The 16626-nt window shown below is 62.6% G+C and carries 18 protein-coding genes; 2 read left to right on the forward strand and 16 right to left on the reverse strand.

The genetic code is table 11. The features are described from left to right. Positions 1-15: 15 nt before the first annotated feature. The 13 genes from CXQ81_RS29030 to CXQ81_RS29090 form a co-directional block, all read right to left on the reverse strand. Positions 16-963, reverse strand: a complete 948-nt coding sequence (locus CXQ81_RS29030; RefSeq protein WP_101339220.1) for an LD-carboxypeptidase — start codon at positions 961-963, stop codon at positions 16-18. Between the two features lie 168 nt (positions 964-1131). Further along, positions 1132-2154 carry a lipoyl synthase gene (gene lipA / locus CXQ81_RS29035; protein WP_007927101.1) on the reverse strand — a complete coding sequence of 341 codons (1023 nt, stop codon included), beginning with the start codon at positions 2152-2154 and terminating at the stop codon, positions 1132-1134. A 1-nt stretch (position 2155) separates the two neighbouring features. Then, on the reverse strand, positions 2156-2803 hold the full coding sequence (gene lipB / locus CXQ81_RS29040; RefSeq protein ID WP_025807692.1) for a lipoyl(octanoyl) transferase LipB: 648 nt from the start codon (positions 2801-2803) through the stop codon (positions 2156-2158). Continuing rightward, the gene (locus CXQ81_RS29045) at positions 2803-3078 is read right to left on the reverse strand and encodes a DUF493 domain-containing protein (RefSeq protein WP_007927103.1); all 276 of its coding nucleotides are present in this window, start codon (positions 3076-3078) and stop codon (positions 2803-2805) included. The genes lipB and CXQ81_RS29045 overlap by 1 nt, the downstream gene beginning before the upstream one ends. Positions 3079-3158: 80 nt before the next feature. After that, complete coding sequence (locus CXQ81_RS29050) at positions 3159-4316, reverse strand: D-alanyl-D-alanine carboxypeptidase family protein (RefSeq protein ID WP_101339221.1); 1158 nt, start codon at positions 4314-4316, stop codon at positions 3159-3161. Positions 4317-4499: 183 nt separating this feature from the next. Next, complete coding sequence (locus CXQ81_RS29055) at positions 4500-5501, reverse strand: septal ring lytic transglycosylase RlpA family protein (protein WP_101339222.1); 1002 nt, start codon at positions 5499-5501, stop codon at positions 4500-4502. Further along, positions 5501-6514 (reverse strand): lytic murein transglycosylase B, encoded by a 1014-nt coding sequence (gene mltB, locus CXQ81_RS29060; protein WP_009045789.1) that lies wholly within the window; start codon positions 6512-6514, stop codon positions 5501-5503. The genes CXQ81_RS29055 and mltB overlap by 1 nt, the downstream gene beginning before the upstream one ends. Before the next feature lie 17 nt (positions 6515-6531). Next, on the reverse strand, positions 6532-7635 hold the full coding sequence (gene rodA / locus CXQ81_RS29065; RefSeq protein ID WP_051003959.1) for a rod shape-determining protein RodA: 1104 nt from the start codon (positions 7633-7635) through the stop codon (positions 6532-6534). 31 nt (positions 7636-7666) lie between these two features. After that, entirely contained in the window at positions 7667-9562 is a 1896-nt protein-coding gene (gene mrdA / locus CXQ81_RS29070; RefSeq protein WP_009045790.1) for a penicillin-binding protein 2, read from the reverse strand. A gap of 12 nt (positions 9563-9574) precedes the next feature. Next, entirely contained in the window at positions 9575-10042 is a 468-nt protein-coding gene (gene rlmH, locus CXQ81_RS29075; RefSeq protein ID WP_003185785.1) for a 23S rRNA (pseudouridine(1915)-N(3))-methyltransferase RlmH, read from the reverse strand. 9 nt (positions 10043-10051) lie between these two features. Beyond that, positions 10052-10474, reverse strand: a complete 423-nt coding sequence (gene rsfS, locus CXQ81_RS29080; RefSeq protein ID WP_007927111.1) for a ribosome silencing factor — start codon at positions 10472-10474, stop codon at positions 10052-10054. A gap of 60 nt (positions 10475-10534) precedes the next feature. After that, positions 10535-11179, reverse strand: a complete 645-nt coding sequence (gene nadD, locus CXQ81_RS29085) for a nicotinate-nucleotide adenylyltransferase (protein ID WP_007927112.1) — start codon at positions 11177-11179, stop codon at positions 10535-10537. Then, positions 11179-12444, reverse strand: a complete 1266-nt coding sequence (locus CXQ81_RS29090; RefSeq protein ID WP_101339223.1) for a glutamate-5-semialdehyde dehydrogenase — start codon at positions 12442-12444, stop codon at positions 11179-11181. The genes nadD and CXQ81_RS29090 overlap by 1 nt, the downstream gene beginning before the upstream one ends. A gap of 176 nt (positions 12445-12620) precedes the next feature. On the opposite strand from CXQ81_RS29090, the gene CXQ81_RS29095 reads away from it, so the two are divergent. Together CXQ81_RS29095 and CXQ81_RS29100 are read left to right on the forward strand one after the other, a co-directional pair. Continuing rightward, positions 12621-13307: a DNA-3-methyladenine glycosylase gene (locus tag CXQ81_RS29095; protein ID WP_101339224.1), complete on the forward strand. Its 687-nt coding sequence runs from the start codon at positions 12621-12623 to the stop codon at positions 13305-13307. Positions 13308-13402: 95 nt separating this feature from the next. Next, entirely contained in the window at positions 13403-14719 is a 1317-nt protein-coding gene (locus tag CXQ81_RS29100) for a bifunctional DedA family/phosphatase PAP2 family protein (protein WP_101339225.1), read from the forward strand. Between the two features lie 130 nt (positions 14720-14849). Here CXQ81_RS29100 and CXQ81_RS29105 read toward each other — a convergent pair whose 3' ends face one another. The 3 genes from CXQ81_RS29105 to CXQ81_RS29115 are packed head-to-tail and all read right to left on the reverse strand — an operon-like array spanning position 14850 to position 16526. Beyond that, positions 14850-15440, reverse strand: coding sequence for an LON peptidase substrate-binding domain-containing protein (locus tag CXQ81_RS29105; RefSeq protein ID WP_007927116.1), 591 nt, complete (start codon positions 15438-15440; stop codon positions 14850-14852). Between the two features lie 10 nt (positions 15441-15450). Continuing rightward, positions 15451-16167 carry an LrgB family protein gene (locus CXQ81_RS29110; protein WP_101339226.1) on the reverse strand — a complete coding sequence of 239 codons (717 nt, stop codon included), beginning with the start codon at positions 16165-16167 and terminating at the stop codon, positions 15451-15453. Beyond that, the gene (locus CXQ81_RS29115; protein ID WP_009045794.1) at positions 16164-16526 is read right to left on the reverse strand and encodes a CidA/LrgA family protein; all 363 of its coding nucleotides are present in this window, start codon (positions 16524-16526) and stop codon (positions 16164-16166) included. Before CXQ81_RS29115 ends, CXQ81_RS29110 begins: the two co-directional genes overlap by 4 nt. Positions 16527-16626: the final 100 nt, after the last annotated feature.

Raw genomic sequence — 16626 nt, forward strand, 5'->3', positions numbered from 1 at the left:
GCGAGCACGGGCTGATCAGCCGAATACCACGTCCTGTTCCAGGATCAACTGCTTCTCCCCCGCATCCAGCCTGACCATCGCCCCCATCGGCAGGGTCAGGTTCGGATCGCAGTGGCCACTGCGCCATCCAGCCAGAACAGGAATGCGCAAGGGTTCGAAGGTCTGCTTGAGCAGTACGGCAAGCACCTGGGGCTCCACTCCAGCCACATCCCCCACCAGCACACCGCGAAGCCTGTCGAGCTTGCCCGCCAGGCGCAGGTGCGTCAGCAGACGGTCAATCCGGTACAGCGGCTCGTTGATGTCTTCGATAAACAGAATGATGCCGTCAGCATTGATCTCGTATGGCGTGCCCATGGTCGCGGCGATCAACGACAGGTTGCCTCCCAGCAACTGACCGCAAGCGATGCCAGGCTCGACGGTGGTCAAGGGATAAGCCGCCGGATGCGGCAGCAGGCTGCCAGCCTTCAACTGCCCCCGGAGCAGGCTGAACAGCGAGGACTCGGTAGGTGGCTGCTTGTCACCCAACAAGTCGGCATTGAGCATCGGCCCGTGAAAGGTCACGAAACCCGCATGACGATTGATGGCCAGATGCAGCGCGGTGATGTCGCTGTAGCCGACAAACGGCTTGGCATGGCGGCGTAGCAGGTCGTAATCGATCCGGTCGAGCAAGCGTGGGCTGCCATAGCCGCCCCGCAGGCACAGGATGGTATCGACATCGTCATCGGCGAAAGCGGCGTGCAGGTCGTTCAGGCGGACCTCGTCGCTACCGGCCAGATAGCCGTCCTTCTGTTGGACCCCAGGATAAATCCGCAGCGAATAACCTCGAGCGCGCATCCAGCGGGCGGCTTGCTCGGTGTCCAGGGCTGCGGGCCCGGCGGGTGCAATCAAGCCGATCAGCCCTTGCGAAGGCAGCGCCGGCACTGGCCGTTGTGCACAAAGGACGTCAGTCGGTTGGAGGGTCATCCAATGGTTCTCCCTGTGTGGATTCTCTAGTGCACAGTAGCCATGAAAGCGGGCAAACAGAAGTGCCGAAACGCCACGGCGCTTGCAGGAAAAGTCTATGAAGGGAGGGAGACGCGAGCGTAACGGAAGATGACGCCCGCAAGGAAAAGACCTTGCGGGCGTATTACATCAGGAGACCAGGCCTTCTTTGGCCAGCTTCGCCTGCTCGTCGGCGTGGTAGGAGGAACGTACCAGCGGGCCTGAGGCGACGTTCTTGAAGCCCATCTTGTAACCTTCCTCGGCGAACCAGGCGAAGGTGTCCGGGTGCACGAAACGCTGCACCGGCAAGTGGCTGCGGGACGGTTGCAGGTACTGGCCGAGGGTCAGCATGTCGATGTCGTGCTCGCGCATGCGCTTCATGACCTCGATGACTTCGTCGTCAGTCTCGCCCAGCCCCAGCATCAGGCCGGACTTGGTCGGTACGTGCGGCACCAGCTGCTTGAACTTCTGCAGCAGGGTCAGCGACCACTGATAGTCCGAACCCGGGCGCGCGGCCTTGTACAGGCGCGGCACGGTTTCCAGGTTGTGGTTGAACACATCCGGCGGCTCGGCAGCGGTGATTTCCAGCGCTACGTCCATGCGGCCACGGTAGTCCGGGACCAGGGTTTCCAGCTGCACGTTCGGCGACAGCTTGCGGATTTCGCGGATGCAGTCGGCAAAGTGCTGGGCACCGCCGTCGCGCAGGTCGTCGCGGTCGACCGAAGTGATCACCACGTACTTCAGGCGCAGGTCGGCGATGGCCACTGCCAGGTTCATCGGTTCATCGACGTCCAGAGGCTTCGGACGGCCGTGACCGACGTCGCAGAACGGGCAACGACGGGTGCAAATGTCGCCCATGATCATGAAGGTCGCGGTACCGCCGGAGAAGCACTCACCCAGGTTCGGGCAGGAGGCTTCTTCGCAGACGCTGTGCAATTTGTGCTTGCGAAGTAATTGCTTGATCCGGTCGACTTCCGGGGAAACCGGAATACGCACGCGAATCCAGTCCGGTTTCTTCGGCAGTTCGGTGGTCGGGATGATCTTCACCGGGATACGCGCGACTTTCTCGGCACCGCGCAATTTAACGCCGGTTTCAACTTTCGCACGGGCCGGGCGCTCGGAAACATCCAGCGTCGGGATCAGGGTTTGCACAGCGTCTTGCGCAGTAGTCATATCAGTCGATTCCGCCCGTTAGGGTCGTCTGCTCAGCATAGTCGAGGTGTTTGACGAGCTGCGCACGCAGCCGGGCACTTACCTCGGCAAATTCAATCGGTCCTGTGTGGTCGCTCAGCTGGGTCATTGCCAGCCCGGCATAGCCACAGGGGTTAATCCGTCGAAACGGCTGCAGATCCATGTCCACGTTCAAGGCCAGGCCATGAAAGGAACAACCATGGCGGATCCGCAGGCCCAGGGAGGCGATTTTCGCGCCATCGACGTAAACGCCGGGGGCATCCGGCTTGGCCGCCGCGGCCACGCCGTAGCTGGCCAGCAGCTCGACCAGGCACTGCTCCATCCGGCTGACCAGGTCGCGCACGCCAAAACCCAGGCGACGAACGTCCAGCAGCAGATAAGCCACCAGTTGGCCAGGACCGTGATAGGTCACCTGGCCACCCCGGTCGACCTGCACCACCGGGATATCCCCGGGAAGCAACAGGTGTTCGGCCTTGCCCGCCTGGCCCTGGGTAAAGACCGGCGGATGCTGCACCAGCCAGACTTCATCGGGAGCGTCGGTGCCGCGTTCGTTGGTAAAGCGTTGCATGGCCTGCCAGACCGGCTCGTAGGCCATCTGGCCGAGCTCGCGAAAGCCCAGCGTTTGTGGCATCACAGCACCATGTGCACGAAGCCGGTGGCCCGCAGCTCGCTGTTGATGTCGTACAGCTGTTCTTGACCGGTGGCGACGATGTGCAACTGGATGGTCGTGTACTTGCCGTTGGTGCTCTGGCGCTCGGCCAGGGTCTTGTGGTCAACGGTCGCGTGTTTTTCAAGGATCGCGATGATTTTGTCCTTGAAACCCACGCCGGTGTCGCCGATCACCTTAATCGGGTAATCCGCGCAGGGGAATTCGATCTTTGGCGCCTTTACTTCGGTGTCTGTCATGGCGTAACGGCCTCGTAAGCCGTGGCGACGGACGCGGCCCCCGCTCTATTTCAGAGCGAGGGCCGCGCGGGTCGACAATATCAGTTGAACAAGCCGTAGAAGAATAGACGGATGCTATCCCACATGCGGCGGAAGATACCACCTTCGTCGACCGCGTCCAGAGCGATCAGATCGGCGCTGTGCACCACCTTGTCGTCCAGTTTCACTTCGACTTTACCGATCACGTCGCCCTTGGCGATAGGCGCGATCAATTGTGGATTCATGGTCATGCTGGCAGCGAGCTTTTTCAGCTGGCCTTTTGGCATGGTCATGGTCAGGTCCTGGGCCAGGCCGGCCTTGATCTGGGAGGTGGTGCCTTTCCAGACAGGGGCCTGAGCCAGCTCGGTGCCCTTCTGGTAGAAGGTCTGGGTTTCGAAGAAGCGGAAACCGTAGGTCAGCAGCTTCTGGGTTTCGGCCGCGCGAGCCTGCTCGCTGTTGGTACCGAACACCACGGCGATCAGGCGCATGCCGTCACGCACGGCCGAGGACACCATGCAGTAGCCGGCTTCGTCGGTGTGACCGGTTTTCAGGCCGTCGACGGTCTTGTCACGCCATAGCAACAGGTTGCGGTTAGGTTGCTTGATGCCGTTCCAGAAGAACTCTTTCTGCGAGTAGATCGCGTAGTGAGCCGGGTCTTCGTGAATGATGGCGCGAGCCAGGACCGCCATGTCGTGCGCCGACGAGTAGTGCTCGGGGTTCGGCAGGCCGGTCGGGTTCATGAAGTGGCTGTTGCTCATGCCCAGATCGCCGGCGGTCTTGTTCATCATGTCGGCAAAGGCGTCTTCGCTGCCGGCAATGTGCTCGGCAACCGCGACGCTGGCGTCGTTACCCGACTGAATGATGATGCCGTGCAACAGGTCGCTGACAGTGACCTGCGAGCCGACCTTGATGAACATCCGCGAACCGCCGGTACGCCAGGCGTTCTCGCTGACGGTCACCGGGTCGTTCTCGCCGATCTGGCCGCGACGGATTTCCAGGGTCGCGATGTAGGCCGTCATCAGCTTGGTCAGGCTGGCTGGCGGCAGGCGCTGGTCACCGTTGTTCTCCACCAGCACGTTACCGCTGCTGGCCTCCATGAGCACATAGGACTTGGCGGCCAGCTGCGGTGGCGACGGCATCACTTCTACCGCCCAGGCGGCAGGCGTGATGATCAGCGGGACAAGCAGACACAGGCGTTTGGCAAAGGTGGTGATGTTCATCCGTCTCTCGAAATTGCTAATGGAAACTTGTCCTCGCGGACAAAACTATTCAGACAGCCTTCTAAAGGGCTGTCGCGTGTTCAGTTGTTCACTCACGACCCTTGCCGGGCTTTTGTTGTACGACGAGCCAACAACCTGGGTTCCCCCCCAAATACCGCGGGTGAACCATGAATCAGAATCCGATTACTCGGCGGTTACCAGGCTCGGCTGCCCCAGATTGGCCAGCCGAACACTGTTCTGCACTTGCTGGATCTCACCCGGCGAGCCGATCGGCCCCAGGCGTACCCGATGCAGGGTCTGTTGATTGCGCACGATCGAGCTGATGAACACCGGAGCGCTCACCATCCCGCTCAACTTCGAGCGCAGGAGCTCGGCAGCGTCCGGGTTGGCGAAGGCGCCCACCTGCAGATACTGGCCAGAGGCTTGCGCAGAAGCGTTTTTTTTTGCATCCAGCTGCACCGGCACGACGGCCGCGGCGTGCTGCTGCGCAGGTGGCGTCCATTGCTCGACGGTCCCCGTGGACGCCGTCATCACTGGCGCGGCTTTCGGCTCATTGAGCATCAAGGGTGCCGGCCGGCCGCGCTGGGCCCACCATTCCTGCGGGTCGATGCCCTCGACCTTGACCCGGGCGGTGCCGATCTCGGCATAACCGAGCTTCTTGGCCGCGGCGTAGGACAAATCGATGATCCGGTCCGAATAGAATGGCCCACGGTCGTTGACCCGCAGGATCACGCTCTTGTGGTTGTCCAGATTGGTCACCCGCACATAACTCGGCAAGGGCAGGGTCTTGTGCGCGGCACTCATGCCGTACAGGTCATACACCTCGCCATTGGCGGTGTTCTGCCCGTGGAACTTGGTGCCGTACCAGGAAGCCGTGCCCGAAGCGACATAACGCTTGGATTCGGCCATCGGGAAGTAGGTCTTGCCCAGCACCGTATAAGGGTTGGCCTTGTACGGACCGGTGTGCAGGGTCGGCGTGGCGTCGGGGATACGCGATACATCGACGTCCCACCAGGGAGCGCCGTCTTTGTGGGCACGGTTGATGTCCAGGCCTGGCGTCGCACGTACGGCCGTCGTCGGGCCTTTCTGTTTCGGCGCCTGGGTTGACGAACAACTGACCACCAGCAAGGACAACGCGGCAAGAGCCACCAGCTTCAGGGGTTTGCGGTTTGGCGATGCCAGCATTACTTGACGCCCCGTGCTTGGACCAGCTGTTCAGAGAGCTGATGTACGGCCATGGCGTACATCACGCTGCGGTTATAACGCGTGATCGCGTAGAAATTCTTCAGGCCCATCCAGTATTCGGGGCCATTGTCACCTTCCAGGCGAAAAGCCGTGACCGGCATATCATCGCGCAGCGCATCATGACTCGACCAGCCCAGCGCCCGCAACTCCCCGACGGTTTTCGTCGGTTCGATACCGGTGGTCAGGCCTTCGTCGACCTGATCGCCACGCACTTCGGCCCGGCTGACCACCGGCTGCCCGGCTTCCCAGCCGTGACGCTTGAAATAACTGGCGACGCTGCCGATGGCATCGTCCGGATTGGTCCAGATATTGATGTGGCCATCACCGTCGAAGTCCACAGCATAGGCGCGAAAACTGCTCGGCATGAACTGCGGCAAACCCATGGCACCCGCGTAGGAGCCCTTCAGGGTCAGCGGGTCGACCTGTTCTTCACGGGCCAGCAGCAGGAATTCGCGCAATTCCTTGCGGAAGAACTCGGCACGTGGCGGGTAATCGAAGCCCAAAGTCGACAGGGCATCGATCACCCGGTAATTGCCGGTGTTGCGCCCGAAGAAGGTTTCGACGCCGATGATCGACACGATCACCTGGGCCGGCACGCCGTATTCCTGCTCGGCACGGGCCAGTACCGCTTCGTGCTGGCGCCAGAAGTCCACACCGCGGGCGATACGCGCGTCGGTAATGAACATCGGCCGATATTCTTTCCACTGCTTGACCCGCTCGGCGGGCCGGGAAATGGCGTCGAGGATCGACTGCTTGCGCTCGGCCTCGCGAAACACGCCCATCAGCTGTTCGCCCGCAAAGCCATAGTCGCGAGTCATTTCGCCCACGAATTCGGCTACTTGGGGGGAACCTTCGTATTCGCCGCCGGCCAGCGCTTCCTGCGCCGCACCAAGGATGCCTACCAGACCGACCCACGGTGCATACCGAGCAGTCCAGCCACGCATTACTTGCATTGAATTCTTCACCTTATTCAAACCTGCGCGATCCACTTACGATGGGTATGGATCGACATCAAAACCCCAAACGCTGACAGCAGCGTCACCAGCGAAGTTCCTCCGTAGCTAATGAACGGCAACGGCACCCCCACGACCGGCAACAGGCCACTGACCATACCGATGTTGACGAAAACGTAAACAAAAAACGTCATGGTCAGGGCGCCGGCGAGCAATTTGCCGAACAGCGTCTGCGCCTGGGCGGTGATCACCAGCCCACGACCGATCAGCAGCAGATAGATCAGCAGCAGGGCGCAAATGCCCACCAGGCCGAACTCTTCACCCATGACCGCGATAATAAAGTCGGTGTGGCTCTCGGGCAAAAAGTCCAGGTGGGACTGAGTGCCGAGCAGCCAGCCCTTGCCGAAGACGCCGCCGGAACCGATGGCCGCCTTGGACTGGATGATGTTCCAGCCGGTGCCCAGCGGATCGCTTTCCGGATCGAGGAAGGTCAGGATCCGCTGCTTCTGGTAGTCGTGCATGATGAAGAACCACATGGCGATCGCCACCGGTACCGCGGCAGCCAGCACGCTGAGAATCCAGCGCCAGCGCAGCCCGCCCATGAACAGCACGAAGGCGCCACCGGCGAGAATCAGCAGCGAGGTCCCGAGGTCCGGCTGGCGCACGATCAGAATGAACGGAATACCGATCAGGACCAGGCTGATGCCCACATGCTTGAGCTGCGGCGGCAAGGTGCGCTTGGCCAGGTACCAGGCGATGGTCGCCGGCATGATGATCTTCATGAATTCCGAAGGCTGGAAGCGAATCACCCCGGGGATGTTGATCCAGCGGGTGGCGCCCATGGCGTTGTGGCCCATGACATCCACCACCACCAGCAGTATCACGCCGAACACATAGGCCAGCGGCACCCAGCGCGCCATGAACCGGGGCTCGAGCTGGGCAATGACGATCATCGACACCAGGCCGATGCCGAACGACGTCGCCTGCTTGCCCAGCAGGTCCCAGCTCTTGCCGCTGGCCGAATACAGGACGAACAGGCTGCCGGCCGCCAGGGTCAGCAGCAGGATCAGCAATGGGCCGTCGATGTGCATGCGCTGCAGCAACGTCGCCCGGCGACGCATCACATCCTCGCTGGACAGGATGCGATCGAAATTACTCTTCACGGGCCGTAGCCTCCGCACTGATAGGGCCGGCAAACTCAGGCTTGAGCAGGCCATCCGGACCGAGGAGCCAGGCGTCCATCACCTGGCGCACCACCGGGGCCGCCACGCCGGAACCGGACTCGCCGTTCTCGACCATGACCGAGACCACGATTTTCGGGTTTTCCGCCGGCGCGAAGCCGACGAACAGGGCGTGGTCGCGATGGCGCTCCTGGACCTTGGAGCGGTCATACTTCTCGCCCTGCTTGATCGCGACCACCTGGGCCGTACCACTCTTGCCGGCGATCCGGTATTGCGAGCCGATGGCCGCCTTGCGCGCCGTACCGCGGGCGCCGTGCATCACCTGCTGCATGCCGTGATTGACCTTTGTCCAGTCCGACGGATCGCGCAGGATGATGTCCGGCATCGGGTTTTCATCCACCGGTTTTTCGCCTTCGATGGTCTTGGCCAGGTGCGGACGGTTCCATTTGCCCTTGTTCGCCACCAGTGCCGTGGCCTGGGCCAGCTGCAACGGGGTGGACTGCATGTAACCCTGGCCGATCCCGAGAATCAGCGTCTCGCCCGGGAACCAGGCCTGGCGACGGGTGGCACGCTTCCATTCCCGCGACGGCATCAGGCCCGGCGACTCCTCGAACATGTCCAGCGAGACCTTCTGGCCGATCCCGAACTTGTTCATGTAGGCCGACAACCGATCGATCCCCAGCTTGTGGGCCAGGTCATAGAAGTAGGTGTCGTTGGACCGCATGATCGCAGTGTCGAGGTCGACGTAACCGTCACCGCTGCGGTTCCAGTTACGGTACTTGTGATCGTAGTTGGGCAGTTGGTAGTAGCCCGGGTCATAGACCCGTGTGGAGGCCGTCACCACCCCGGAATCAAGACCGGCGATCGCCACCGCCGGCTTGATGGTCGAGCCCGGCGGATACAGACCGCGCAGCACCCGGTTGAACAGTGGACGGTCAATGGAATCGCGCAGCTCGGCATAGGCCTTGAAGCTGATACCGGTGACGAACAGGTTCGGGTCGAAGCTCGGCTGGCTGACCATGGCCAGCACTTCTCCGGTGCGAGGGTCCAGCGCGACCACCGCGCCGCGCCGGCCACCCAATGCCGCCTCCGCGGCTTCCTGCAGCTTGATGTCCAGGCTCAGGACAATGTCCTTGCCGGGAATCGGGTCGGTACGCTTGAGCACTCGCAACACGCGGCCGCGAGCGTTGGTCTCGACCTCTTCGTAACCCACCTGGCCGTGCAGCTCGGGCTCGTAGAAGCGCTCGATACCGGTCTTGCCGATGTGGTGGGTGCCGCTGTAGTTCACCGGGTCCAGGGTCTTCAGCTCTTTCTCGTTGATCCGCCCCATGTAGCCCACCGAGTGCGCGAAGTGCGCGCCCTGGGGGTAATGACGGACCAACTGCGCCACCACTTCCACCCCAGGCAGGCGGAACTGGTTGACCGCGATCCGGGCGATCTGCTCTTCGTTGAGCTCGAACAGGATCGGCACCGGCTCGAACGGCCGACGCCCCTGCTTCATGCGCTTCTCGAACAGCGCCCGGTCTTCCGGCGTCAGTTCCAGCACCTCGACAATGACGTCGAGCACCTGGCGCCAGTCGCCGGAACGCTCGCGGGTCATGCTCAGGCTGAAGCTCGGCCGGTTGTCGGCCACCACCACGCCATTACGGTCGAAGATCAGGCCGCGGGTCGGCGGAATCGGCTGGACATGAACCCGGTTGTTTTCCGACAGGGTCGAGTGATAGTCGTACTGGATCACCTGCAGGTAATACAGCCGCGCGATCAGCACCCCGATCAGGCAGACCACGGCAATAGCCCCGAACACGACCCGGCCACGCACCAGACGGGCGTCTTTTTCGTGGTCCTTGATACGGATCGGCTGGGACATTAGGGGCGCGGACTATTTGTGATAAGGGTGCCCGGACAGGACTGTCCAGGCGCGATACAGCTGTTCACCGATCAGGATCCGTACCAGCGGGTGCGGCAAGGTCAGCGGCGACAGCGACCATCGCTGATCCGCCCGCGCGCAGACTTCCGGCGCCAGCCCCTCGGGGCCGCCGACCATGAAATTCACGGTACGCGAGTCGAGGCGCCAGCGATCCAGCTCCACCGCCAGTTGCTCGGTGCTCCAGGGCTTGCCGTGGACCTCGAGGGTGACGATCCGCTCGTTCGGGCCGACCTTGGCCAGCATGGCTTCGCCCTCCTGACGGATGAAACGGGCCACATCGGCGTTCTTGCCACGGGTATTGAGCGGTATTTCCACCAGTTCCAGCGCCAGCTCGGATGGCAGACGCTTGGCATACTCGTGCCAACCCTCTTCCACCCACTTGGGCATGCGTGAACCGACAGCGATCAGACGCAGGCGCACAGCCGTCCCTTATTGCTGGTCTTTGTTGAGCTTGGTGAAGTGCTCATGAGTGTGCTCCGGGCTGTGGTGCTTGCCATCGGCCGCACGACTCTGCTCGGCGCCCTGCCACAGACGTTCCAGGTCATAGAACTGGCGCGCGGAAGCGGTCATCATGTGCACGATCACGTCGTCCAGGTCCAGCAGCACCCAGTCGCTGTCGCCCTTGCCTTCTTCACCCAGCGGCTTGACGCCCTGGGCCTTGACCATCTCGCGGACCTTTTCCAGCATCGCGCCGATCTGGCGGTTGGAAGTACCGGTGGCGATGATCATATAGTCGGTGATGCTCTGCTTTTCGCGAACATCGATCACCAGGACGTCCTGGGCCTTGACGTCTTCCAGCGCGGCGACTGCCACCTTGACCAGATCTTCGCCTTTCATTACTTGGTTAGTCATATAAAACTCGTTCAGCTCGTATGTGTGGCGCGTTGCACGGCATCAGCCGGCAGCGCGCCTTCAGTTCGGCCCACGGTAAAGACCGTGTGCATCGATATAGGCCAGGACCGCATCAGGCACCAGGAAACGTACCGACTTACCGCTGGCCAGCAGTTGACGGATCTGGGTGGCAGACACCGCGAGCGGTGTCTGCCAGACGAATGCAATGTGTCCTCCGGGCCCTTGCAGGGCCAGGGGATCGCTCACCGAGCGCGCCGCCAGCAGGTTGCGCAACGCATCCGGCGGCTCGCTATCGGCATCCGGGCGTTGCAGCACCAGGATGTGGCAATGCTGGAGCAACTCTTCCCAGCGATGCCAGGTAGGCAGGCCGCAAAAAGCGTCCCAGCCCAGCAACAGGAACAACTGGTCATCCGCGGCCATCTCGGCCCGCATCTGTTCCAGGGTGTCTAGGGTGTAGGACGGCTTGTCCCGTTTCAGCTCACGGTCGTCCACCACCAGGGGTGAAACGCCCGCCACCGCACACTCGACCATCGCCAGACGGTCCAGCGCCGACACCTGCGGTGCATCGCGATGCGGCGGCCGCGCGCTGGGGGTCAGGCGCAGCTCATCGAGCCCCAGCGAATCGGCCACCTCCAGCGCACTGCGCAGGTGACCGATGTGCACGGGGTCGAAGGTACCGCCCAGCAGACCGATACGTTTGCTCATCAAGTGCGCACATGACCGTCGCCGAAGACGACATATTTCTCGCTGGTCAGCCCTTCCAGGCCGACCGGACCACGGGCGTGCAGCTTGTCGGTGGAAATACCGATCTCCGCGCCCAGGCCATATTCGAAACCGTCGGCAAACCGGGTCGAGGCATTGACCATCACCGAGCTGGAATCCACCTCGTTGAGGAAACGCCGGGCGTCGGTGAAGTTCTCGGTGACGATGGCGTCGGTGTGCTGCGAACCGTAGGTGTTGATGTGCTCGATGGCCGCGTCCAGGCTGTCGACCACCAGGATCGACAGGATCGGCGCGGTGTACTCGGTACGCCAGTCTTCTTCGGTGGCCTCGATCACATCATCGCCCAGCAAGGCACGGGTACGCGGGCAACCGCGCAGCTCGACCTGCTTGTCGCGATAGATCGCCGCCAGCGGCGGCAATACGCGCTCGGCAATACCGGCGTGGACCAGCAGGGTCTCCATGGTGTTGCAGGGTGCGTAGCGCTGGGTCTTGGCGTTGTCGGCGATGCGAATCGCCTTGTCCAGGTCGGCCGCCACGTCGATGAACACATGGCAGACGCCGTCCAGGTGCTTGATCACCGGCACCTTGGCGTCGCGGCTGACCCGCTCGATCAGGCTCTTGCCGCCACGCGGCACGATCACGTCGACGAATTCGGGCATGGTGATCAGCGCGCCAACGGCCGCGCGGTCGGTGGTTTCCACCACCTGCACCACTTGCGCCGGCAAGCCGGCCACCGCCAGCCCTTGCTGAATGCAGGTGGCGATGGCACGGTTGGAATTGATCGCCTCGGAGCCGCCACGCAGGATGGTGGCGTTGCCGGACTTGAGGCACAGGCTGGCCGCATCGATGGTCACGTTGGGACGCGACTCGTAGATGATGCCGATCACGCCCAGGGGCACGCGCATCTTGCCGACCTGGATGCCCGAAGGCAGGTAGCGCATATCGCGGATTTCACCGATGGGGTCAGGCAGCTTGGCCACCTGACGCAGGCCTTCGATCATTTCGTCGATACGCACCGGAGTCAGCGCCAGACGATCGAGCAATGCCGGTTCCAGACCATTGGCCCGGCCGTTGGCCAGGTCCTGCTCATTGGCCGCGCTCAGCTCGGGACGAGCAGCGTCCAATGCATCGGCAGCCGCCAGCAATGCGCGGTTTTTCTGCGCAGTGGTGGCACGGGCGATTACCCGCGAGGCTTCACGGGCAGCGCGACCCAAACGGGTCATGTAGTCAAGAACGGACTCAGTCATGGTCTGCTGTGGTCTTGGCAAAGAGGAAAGCGGCTGATTATAGCTGTCGCGCCGGTCCACGGACAGCGGTCACGGGCGGATGGTCGAAATGGACGGCAAATACCTCTTGTTCAGCCTGAATTAAGCCTGGAATTGATATCATTCCGACCCAATTCCCGTCATCGCTCCTGGCTATCATGTCCATTCTGTCCACTCCGACGCTGCCCAAGGCCCTGCCCGACCGCTTTTTCGATCGAGACGCCCAGGTCCTGGCCCGTGAACTGCTCGGCAAAATCATCCGCCATCGGGTCGGCGATCTGTGGCTGTCGGCGCGCATTATCGAAACAGAAGCCTATTACTGCGAGGAAAAAGGCAGCCATGCCTCCCTCGGCTACACAGAAAAGCGTAAGGCTTTGTTTCTGGACGGTGGCCACATCTATATGTACTACGCCCGCGGTGGCGATTCGCTGAACTTCAGCGCCCAGGGACCGGGCAACGCGGTGCTGATCAAGTCGGCCTACCCCTGGGTCGACGAAGTCTCAGGCCCCGCCAGCCTGGCGCAGATGCTCCTGAACAATCCCGATGCCAGCGGCCGGCCGCGCCCCTCGCAGAAGCTCTGCGCCGGCCAGACCCTGCTGTGCAAGGCCCTGGGCCTGAAAGTCCCGGTGTGGGATGCCAAGCGCTTCGACCATGAAGTGCTGTTCGTCGAGGATGTCGGCACGCCCGTCGCCAGCGTTATCCAGACCACCCGCCTGGGCATCCCTCACGGCCGCGATGAGCACTTGATGTACCGCTTTGTCGACGCCGCCTACGCACCCTACTGCACCCGGAACCCGCTACGTCGCGGGCAGGTCGAAGGTCGCGACTATTTGCTGCTCGATTGATCCCTTTCGCAGGAACCGGCGTGCCCGCGGATGGTTTTATCGCGGGCAAGTCCGCTTCTACAGTTAAACCACCGAATAACCGGAGTTGAAAACCTATGGGCCAATGGCTCGACGGAATAACCGGCTGGCTGACGATGAACCCACAATGGCTGGCGGCAGCCGTGTTCATCGTCGCCTGCGTCGAATGCCTGGCGATTGCCGGCCTGATCGTGCCTGGCACCGTGCTGCTGTTCGCCATTGCCGTGATGGCCGGCAGCGGCGCACTGTCCCTGGGTGAAACCCTGGCACTGGGGTTCTTCGGCGGCTTGCTCGGGGATGTGGTGTCCTATCTGCTGGGCCGCCGATTTCACCAGAACATCCGTCGCCTGCCGGGCCTGCGCCATCATCCGGAATGGATCAACGGCGCCGAAGCCTATTTCCAGCGGTATGGCATCGCCAGCCTGTTGGTCGGGCGCTTTATCGGCCCCTTGCGGCCCATGCTGCCGATGGTCGCCGGCATGTTCGACATGTCGTTCCCGCGTTTTTTCTCCGTCAGCCTGCTGGCCGCGGCCGGTTGGACAGTCGCCTACCTGCTGCCGGGCTGGGCCACGGGCGCGGCGATCCGCCTGCCCTTGCCTGAAGGCTTCTGGCCGCAGGCGGGAATAGTCGCCGCCAGCATCGCCGTGCTGCTGGGCCTGAGCATCAACAGCACCGTGCGCCGCCATCGCAAGGCCAGCCCGCTGGTGGCTGGCCTCAGCCTGGCGATCCTGGCGGGGCTGTTCATCGGTTACCCCTACCTGAACCATTTCGATCAGGGCCTGATGGCGCTGGTCCAGGAGCACCGCAGCCCGACACTGGACGAGGTGATGGTGGTGCTCACCCAGTTCGGCGAATTCCGCACCATGCTGTTCGCCAGCGCTCTGGTCACCCTGCTGTTGCTGGTTGCCCGGCAATGGCGGCAAGCGATTTTTGCGGGCGCCACGCTGCTGTGCACCGCGCTGGCCAACACCGGCACCAAGCTCTTCTTTGCCCGCGTGCGTCCGGAAGTCCTGACCGACCCACTGACCAGCTACAGCATGCCCAGCGGCCACAGCTCCGGTTCGTTCGCCCTGTTCCTGACCCTGGCGATACTCGCCGGTCGCGGCCAGCCGCCGCGCATGCGCCTGACCTGGTTGCTGCTGGGCTGCCTGCCGGCGGCCGTGATTGCCGTGTCGCGGATTTACCTGGGCGCGCATTGGCCTTCCGACATCCTTGCCGGCGCCATGCTTGCCGCCTGCGTGTGCGCCGCCAGCCTGTGGTTCGCCCAGCGCCAGACCCCGCTGGAACCCATGCCGGCCAAGATCTGGTGGCTGGTATTGCCGGCGCTGGTAGCGTTGTTCGGTTTCGAGGCAGTCAGGCATCTGCCGCACGCCATGCTGCGTTATGCCTACTAGATAGAGCGAACGCCCCTGTAGCCGCTGCCGCAGGCTGCGATAGGCCGAAGGCCTTCAGCGGTTTCGGAATCTGCGCCCACTGTGTGGGCGATCGCAGCCTGCGGCAGCGGCTACAGGATTGGGATCAGGATCAGGCGAACAGTTCGCCCTGCAACTCGTCCAGCAACGCCTGGATCGCATCCAGGCGTTGCTGCGGATCGTCCAGTTGCAGCAGGTCGATCTTGTCCAGCTCGGAGAACGGCAACAGGTAGGCCAGCTGGTTGGCCAGCGACTGCTGGCCGGTGGCTTCGGTGCCCATGTTCAGGGCTTCGACCATCGGGTGTTCGGCCAGCGCCTTGAGCAAGGCGATCAGGTCCCCGTCTTCATCCTGCAGCGGCCGCTCCGGCGCCTCGTCCAGCCACTCGACTTCAGCCACCCGCAACTGATCGCGCTGCACTTCGCTGCTCAGCACCCTAAAACGCCGCCCGCCCTTGACCCGAATCCCCAGCAGGCCGTTGTCCTGCTGATGGAAGTCGGTGATCAGCGCTTCACAACCCACCCGCGCAAAACCTTCCGGGGCGATGCCCACCTCTTCGCCTTCGAGGATGCATACCACGCCGAAGCCGCTGCCCTGTTTCATGCAGCGACCGATCATGTCCAGGTAGCGCGCCTCGAAAATCTGCAAATCAAGAATGCAGTCGGGGAACAGCACCGTATTCAGCGGGAAAAGCGCCAGGCTCATACAGGTTTCCTTAAACCACCAACGACACCGCCAACGGCAGGAAGACCGCCGTGGCCACACCCATCAGACTCATCGCCAGCGCCGCGAAAGCACCGCACTCATCACTTTCCTGCAAGGCCACCGAAGTGCCCACTGCGTGAGCCGTCATGCCCAGCGCCATGCCTCGGGCTTCCGGGCTATGCACCTGCAGGCGATTGAGGATGGCCGGACCGAAAATCGCCCCGATCACCCCGGTGATCAACACGAATACCGCGGCCAGCGCTGCGACACCGCCAATCTGTTCGGCCACCAGCATGGCGATCGGCGAGGTCACCGATTTCGGCGCCATGGTCATCAGGATCATGTTCTCGGCACCGAACCACCACCCCAGCAATACGCCCAGGCCGGTGGCGACCACCCCTCCAATCACCAGCGTAGTAAATATCGGCCAGAACAACTGTCGAATCCGCCGCAGGTTGAGGTACAGCGGTACGGCCAGCGCCACCGTGGCCGGGCCCAGGAGAACACTGAGGATCTCCGTGCTCTTGCGGTACTCGGCATAGCTCAGGCCGCAGCTGAGCAGCACACCGATCACCAGCAACATGGAGACCAGCACCGGTTGCAGAAAGATCCAGCGGGTTTTCTCGAAGGCCGCGAGCACCAGTTGATAGGCGCCCAGGGTAATGCCGATACCGAACAAGGGATGATGGATCACCGACGTCCAGGCGCCCTGCCAGTCGAACATCATTGGCCGCCCTCCCGATGTCCGTGGCGCTTGACCAGCCGCTGCATCAGCACGCCGACGAAGGCCATGGAGATCACCAGCGACAACACCAGGGCGCCGACTATCGCCCAGAAATCCGCGGCGATATCCGCCGCGTACACCATCACCCCCACCGCGGGCGGCACCAGCAACAGCGGCAGGTAACGCAGGAGGCTGGAGGCGGCCAGGTTCAGCGGCTCGCCTACCTCGCCGCGCGCCACCAGGAAAATCAGCAGCAACAGCAGACCGACAATCGGCCCCGGCAGGATCGGCAGGAACAGATGGTTGATCGCCGTGCCGAGCAATTGAAACAGCACCAGCCATGTCAGACCGCGTAACAACATCTCTCATCCCCCCCGAAAAAACGCCGGGCATTATAAGCACGCGAACGCTATGCACCGGCATTCGCCAAAAGCATGGAAGGTTGACCGGAGCAAACCCCCA

Source organism: Pseudomonas sp. 09C 129, assembly GCF_002843625.1.
Classification (GTDB): Bacteria; Pseudomonadota; Gammaproteobacteria; order Pseudomonadales; family Pseudomonadaceae; genus Aquipseudomonas; species Aquipseudomonas chlororaphis.

Bases quoted from the DNA above. Each gene is read 5' to 3' on its own strand.
- CXQ81_RS29050 (WP_101339221.1), bottom strand. From the start codon at position 4,316: ATGAACATCACCACCTTTGCCAAACGCCTGTGTCTGCTTGTCCCGCTG.
- CXQ81_RS29090 (WP_101339223.1), bottom strand. From the start codon at position 12,444: ATGACTGAGTCCGTTCTTGACTACATGACCCGTTTGGGTCGCGCTGCC.
- CXQ81_RS29095 (WP_101339224.1), top strand. From the start codon at position 12,621: ATGTCCATTCTGTCCACTCCGACGCTGCCCAAGGCCCTGCCCGACCGC.
- rsfS (WP_007927111.1), bottom strand. From the start codon at position 10,474: ATGACTAACCAAGTAATGAAAGGCGAAGATCTGGTCAAGGTGGCAGTC.
- rodA (WP_051003959.1), bottom strand. From the start codon at position 7,635: ATGCGTCGCCGGGCGACGTTGCTGCAGCGCATGCACATCGACGGCCCA.
- CXQ81_RS29045 (WP_007927103.1), bottom strand. From the start codon at position 3,078: ATGACAGACACCGAAGTAAAGGCGCCAAAGATCGAATTCCCCTGCGCG.
- nadD (WP_007927112.1), bottom strand. From the start codon at position 11,179: ATGAGCAAACGTATCGGTCTGCTGGGCGGTACCTTCGACCCCGTGCAC.
- CXQ81_RS29055 (WP_101339222.1), bottom strand. From the start codon at position 5,501: ATGCTGGCATCGCCAAACCGCAAACCCCTGAAGCTGGTGGCTCTTGCC.
- CXQ81_RS29110 (WP_101339226.1), bottom strand. From the start codon at position 16,167: ATGATGTTCGACTGGCAGGGCGCCTGGACGTCGGTGATCCATCATCCC.
- CXQ81_RS29030 (WP_101339220.1), bottom strand. From the start codon at position 963: ATGACCCTCCAACCGACTGACGTCCTTTGTGCACAACGGCCAGTGCCG.
- lipA (WP_007927101.1), bottom strand. From the start codon at position 2,154: ATGACTACTGCGCAAGACGCTGTGCAAACCCTGATCCCGACGCTGGAT.
- CXQ81_RS29115 (WP_009045794.1), bottom strand. From the start codon at position 16,526: ATGTTGTTACGCGGTCTGACATGGCTGGTGCTGTTTCAATTGCTCGGC.
- CXQ81_RS29100 (WP_101339225.1), top strand. From the start codon at position 13,403: ATGGGCCAATGGCTCGACGGAATAACCGGCTGGCTGACGATGAACCCA.
- lipB (WP_025807692.1), bottom strand. From the start codon at position 2,803: ATGCCACAAACGCTGGGCTTTCGCGAGCTCGGCCAGATGGCCTACGAG.
- mrdA (WP_009045790.1), bottom strand. From the start codon at position 9,562: ATGTCCCAGCCGATCCGTATCAAGGACCACGAAAAAGACGCCCGTCTG.
- CXQ81_RS29105 (WP_007927116.1), bottom strand. From the start codon at position 15,440: ATGAGCCTGGCGCTTTTCCCGCTGAATACGGTGCTGTTCCCCGACTGC.
- mltB (WP_009045789.1), bottom strand. From the start codon at position 6,514: ATGCAAGTAATGCGTGGCTGGACTGCTCGGTATGCACCGTGGGTCGGT.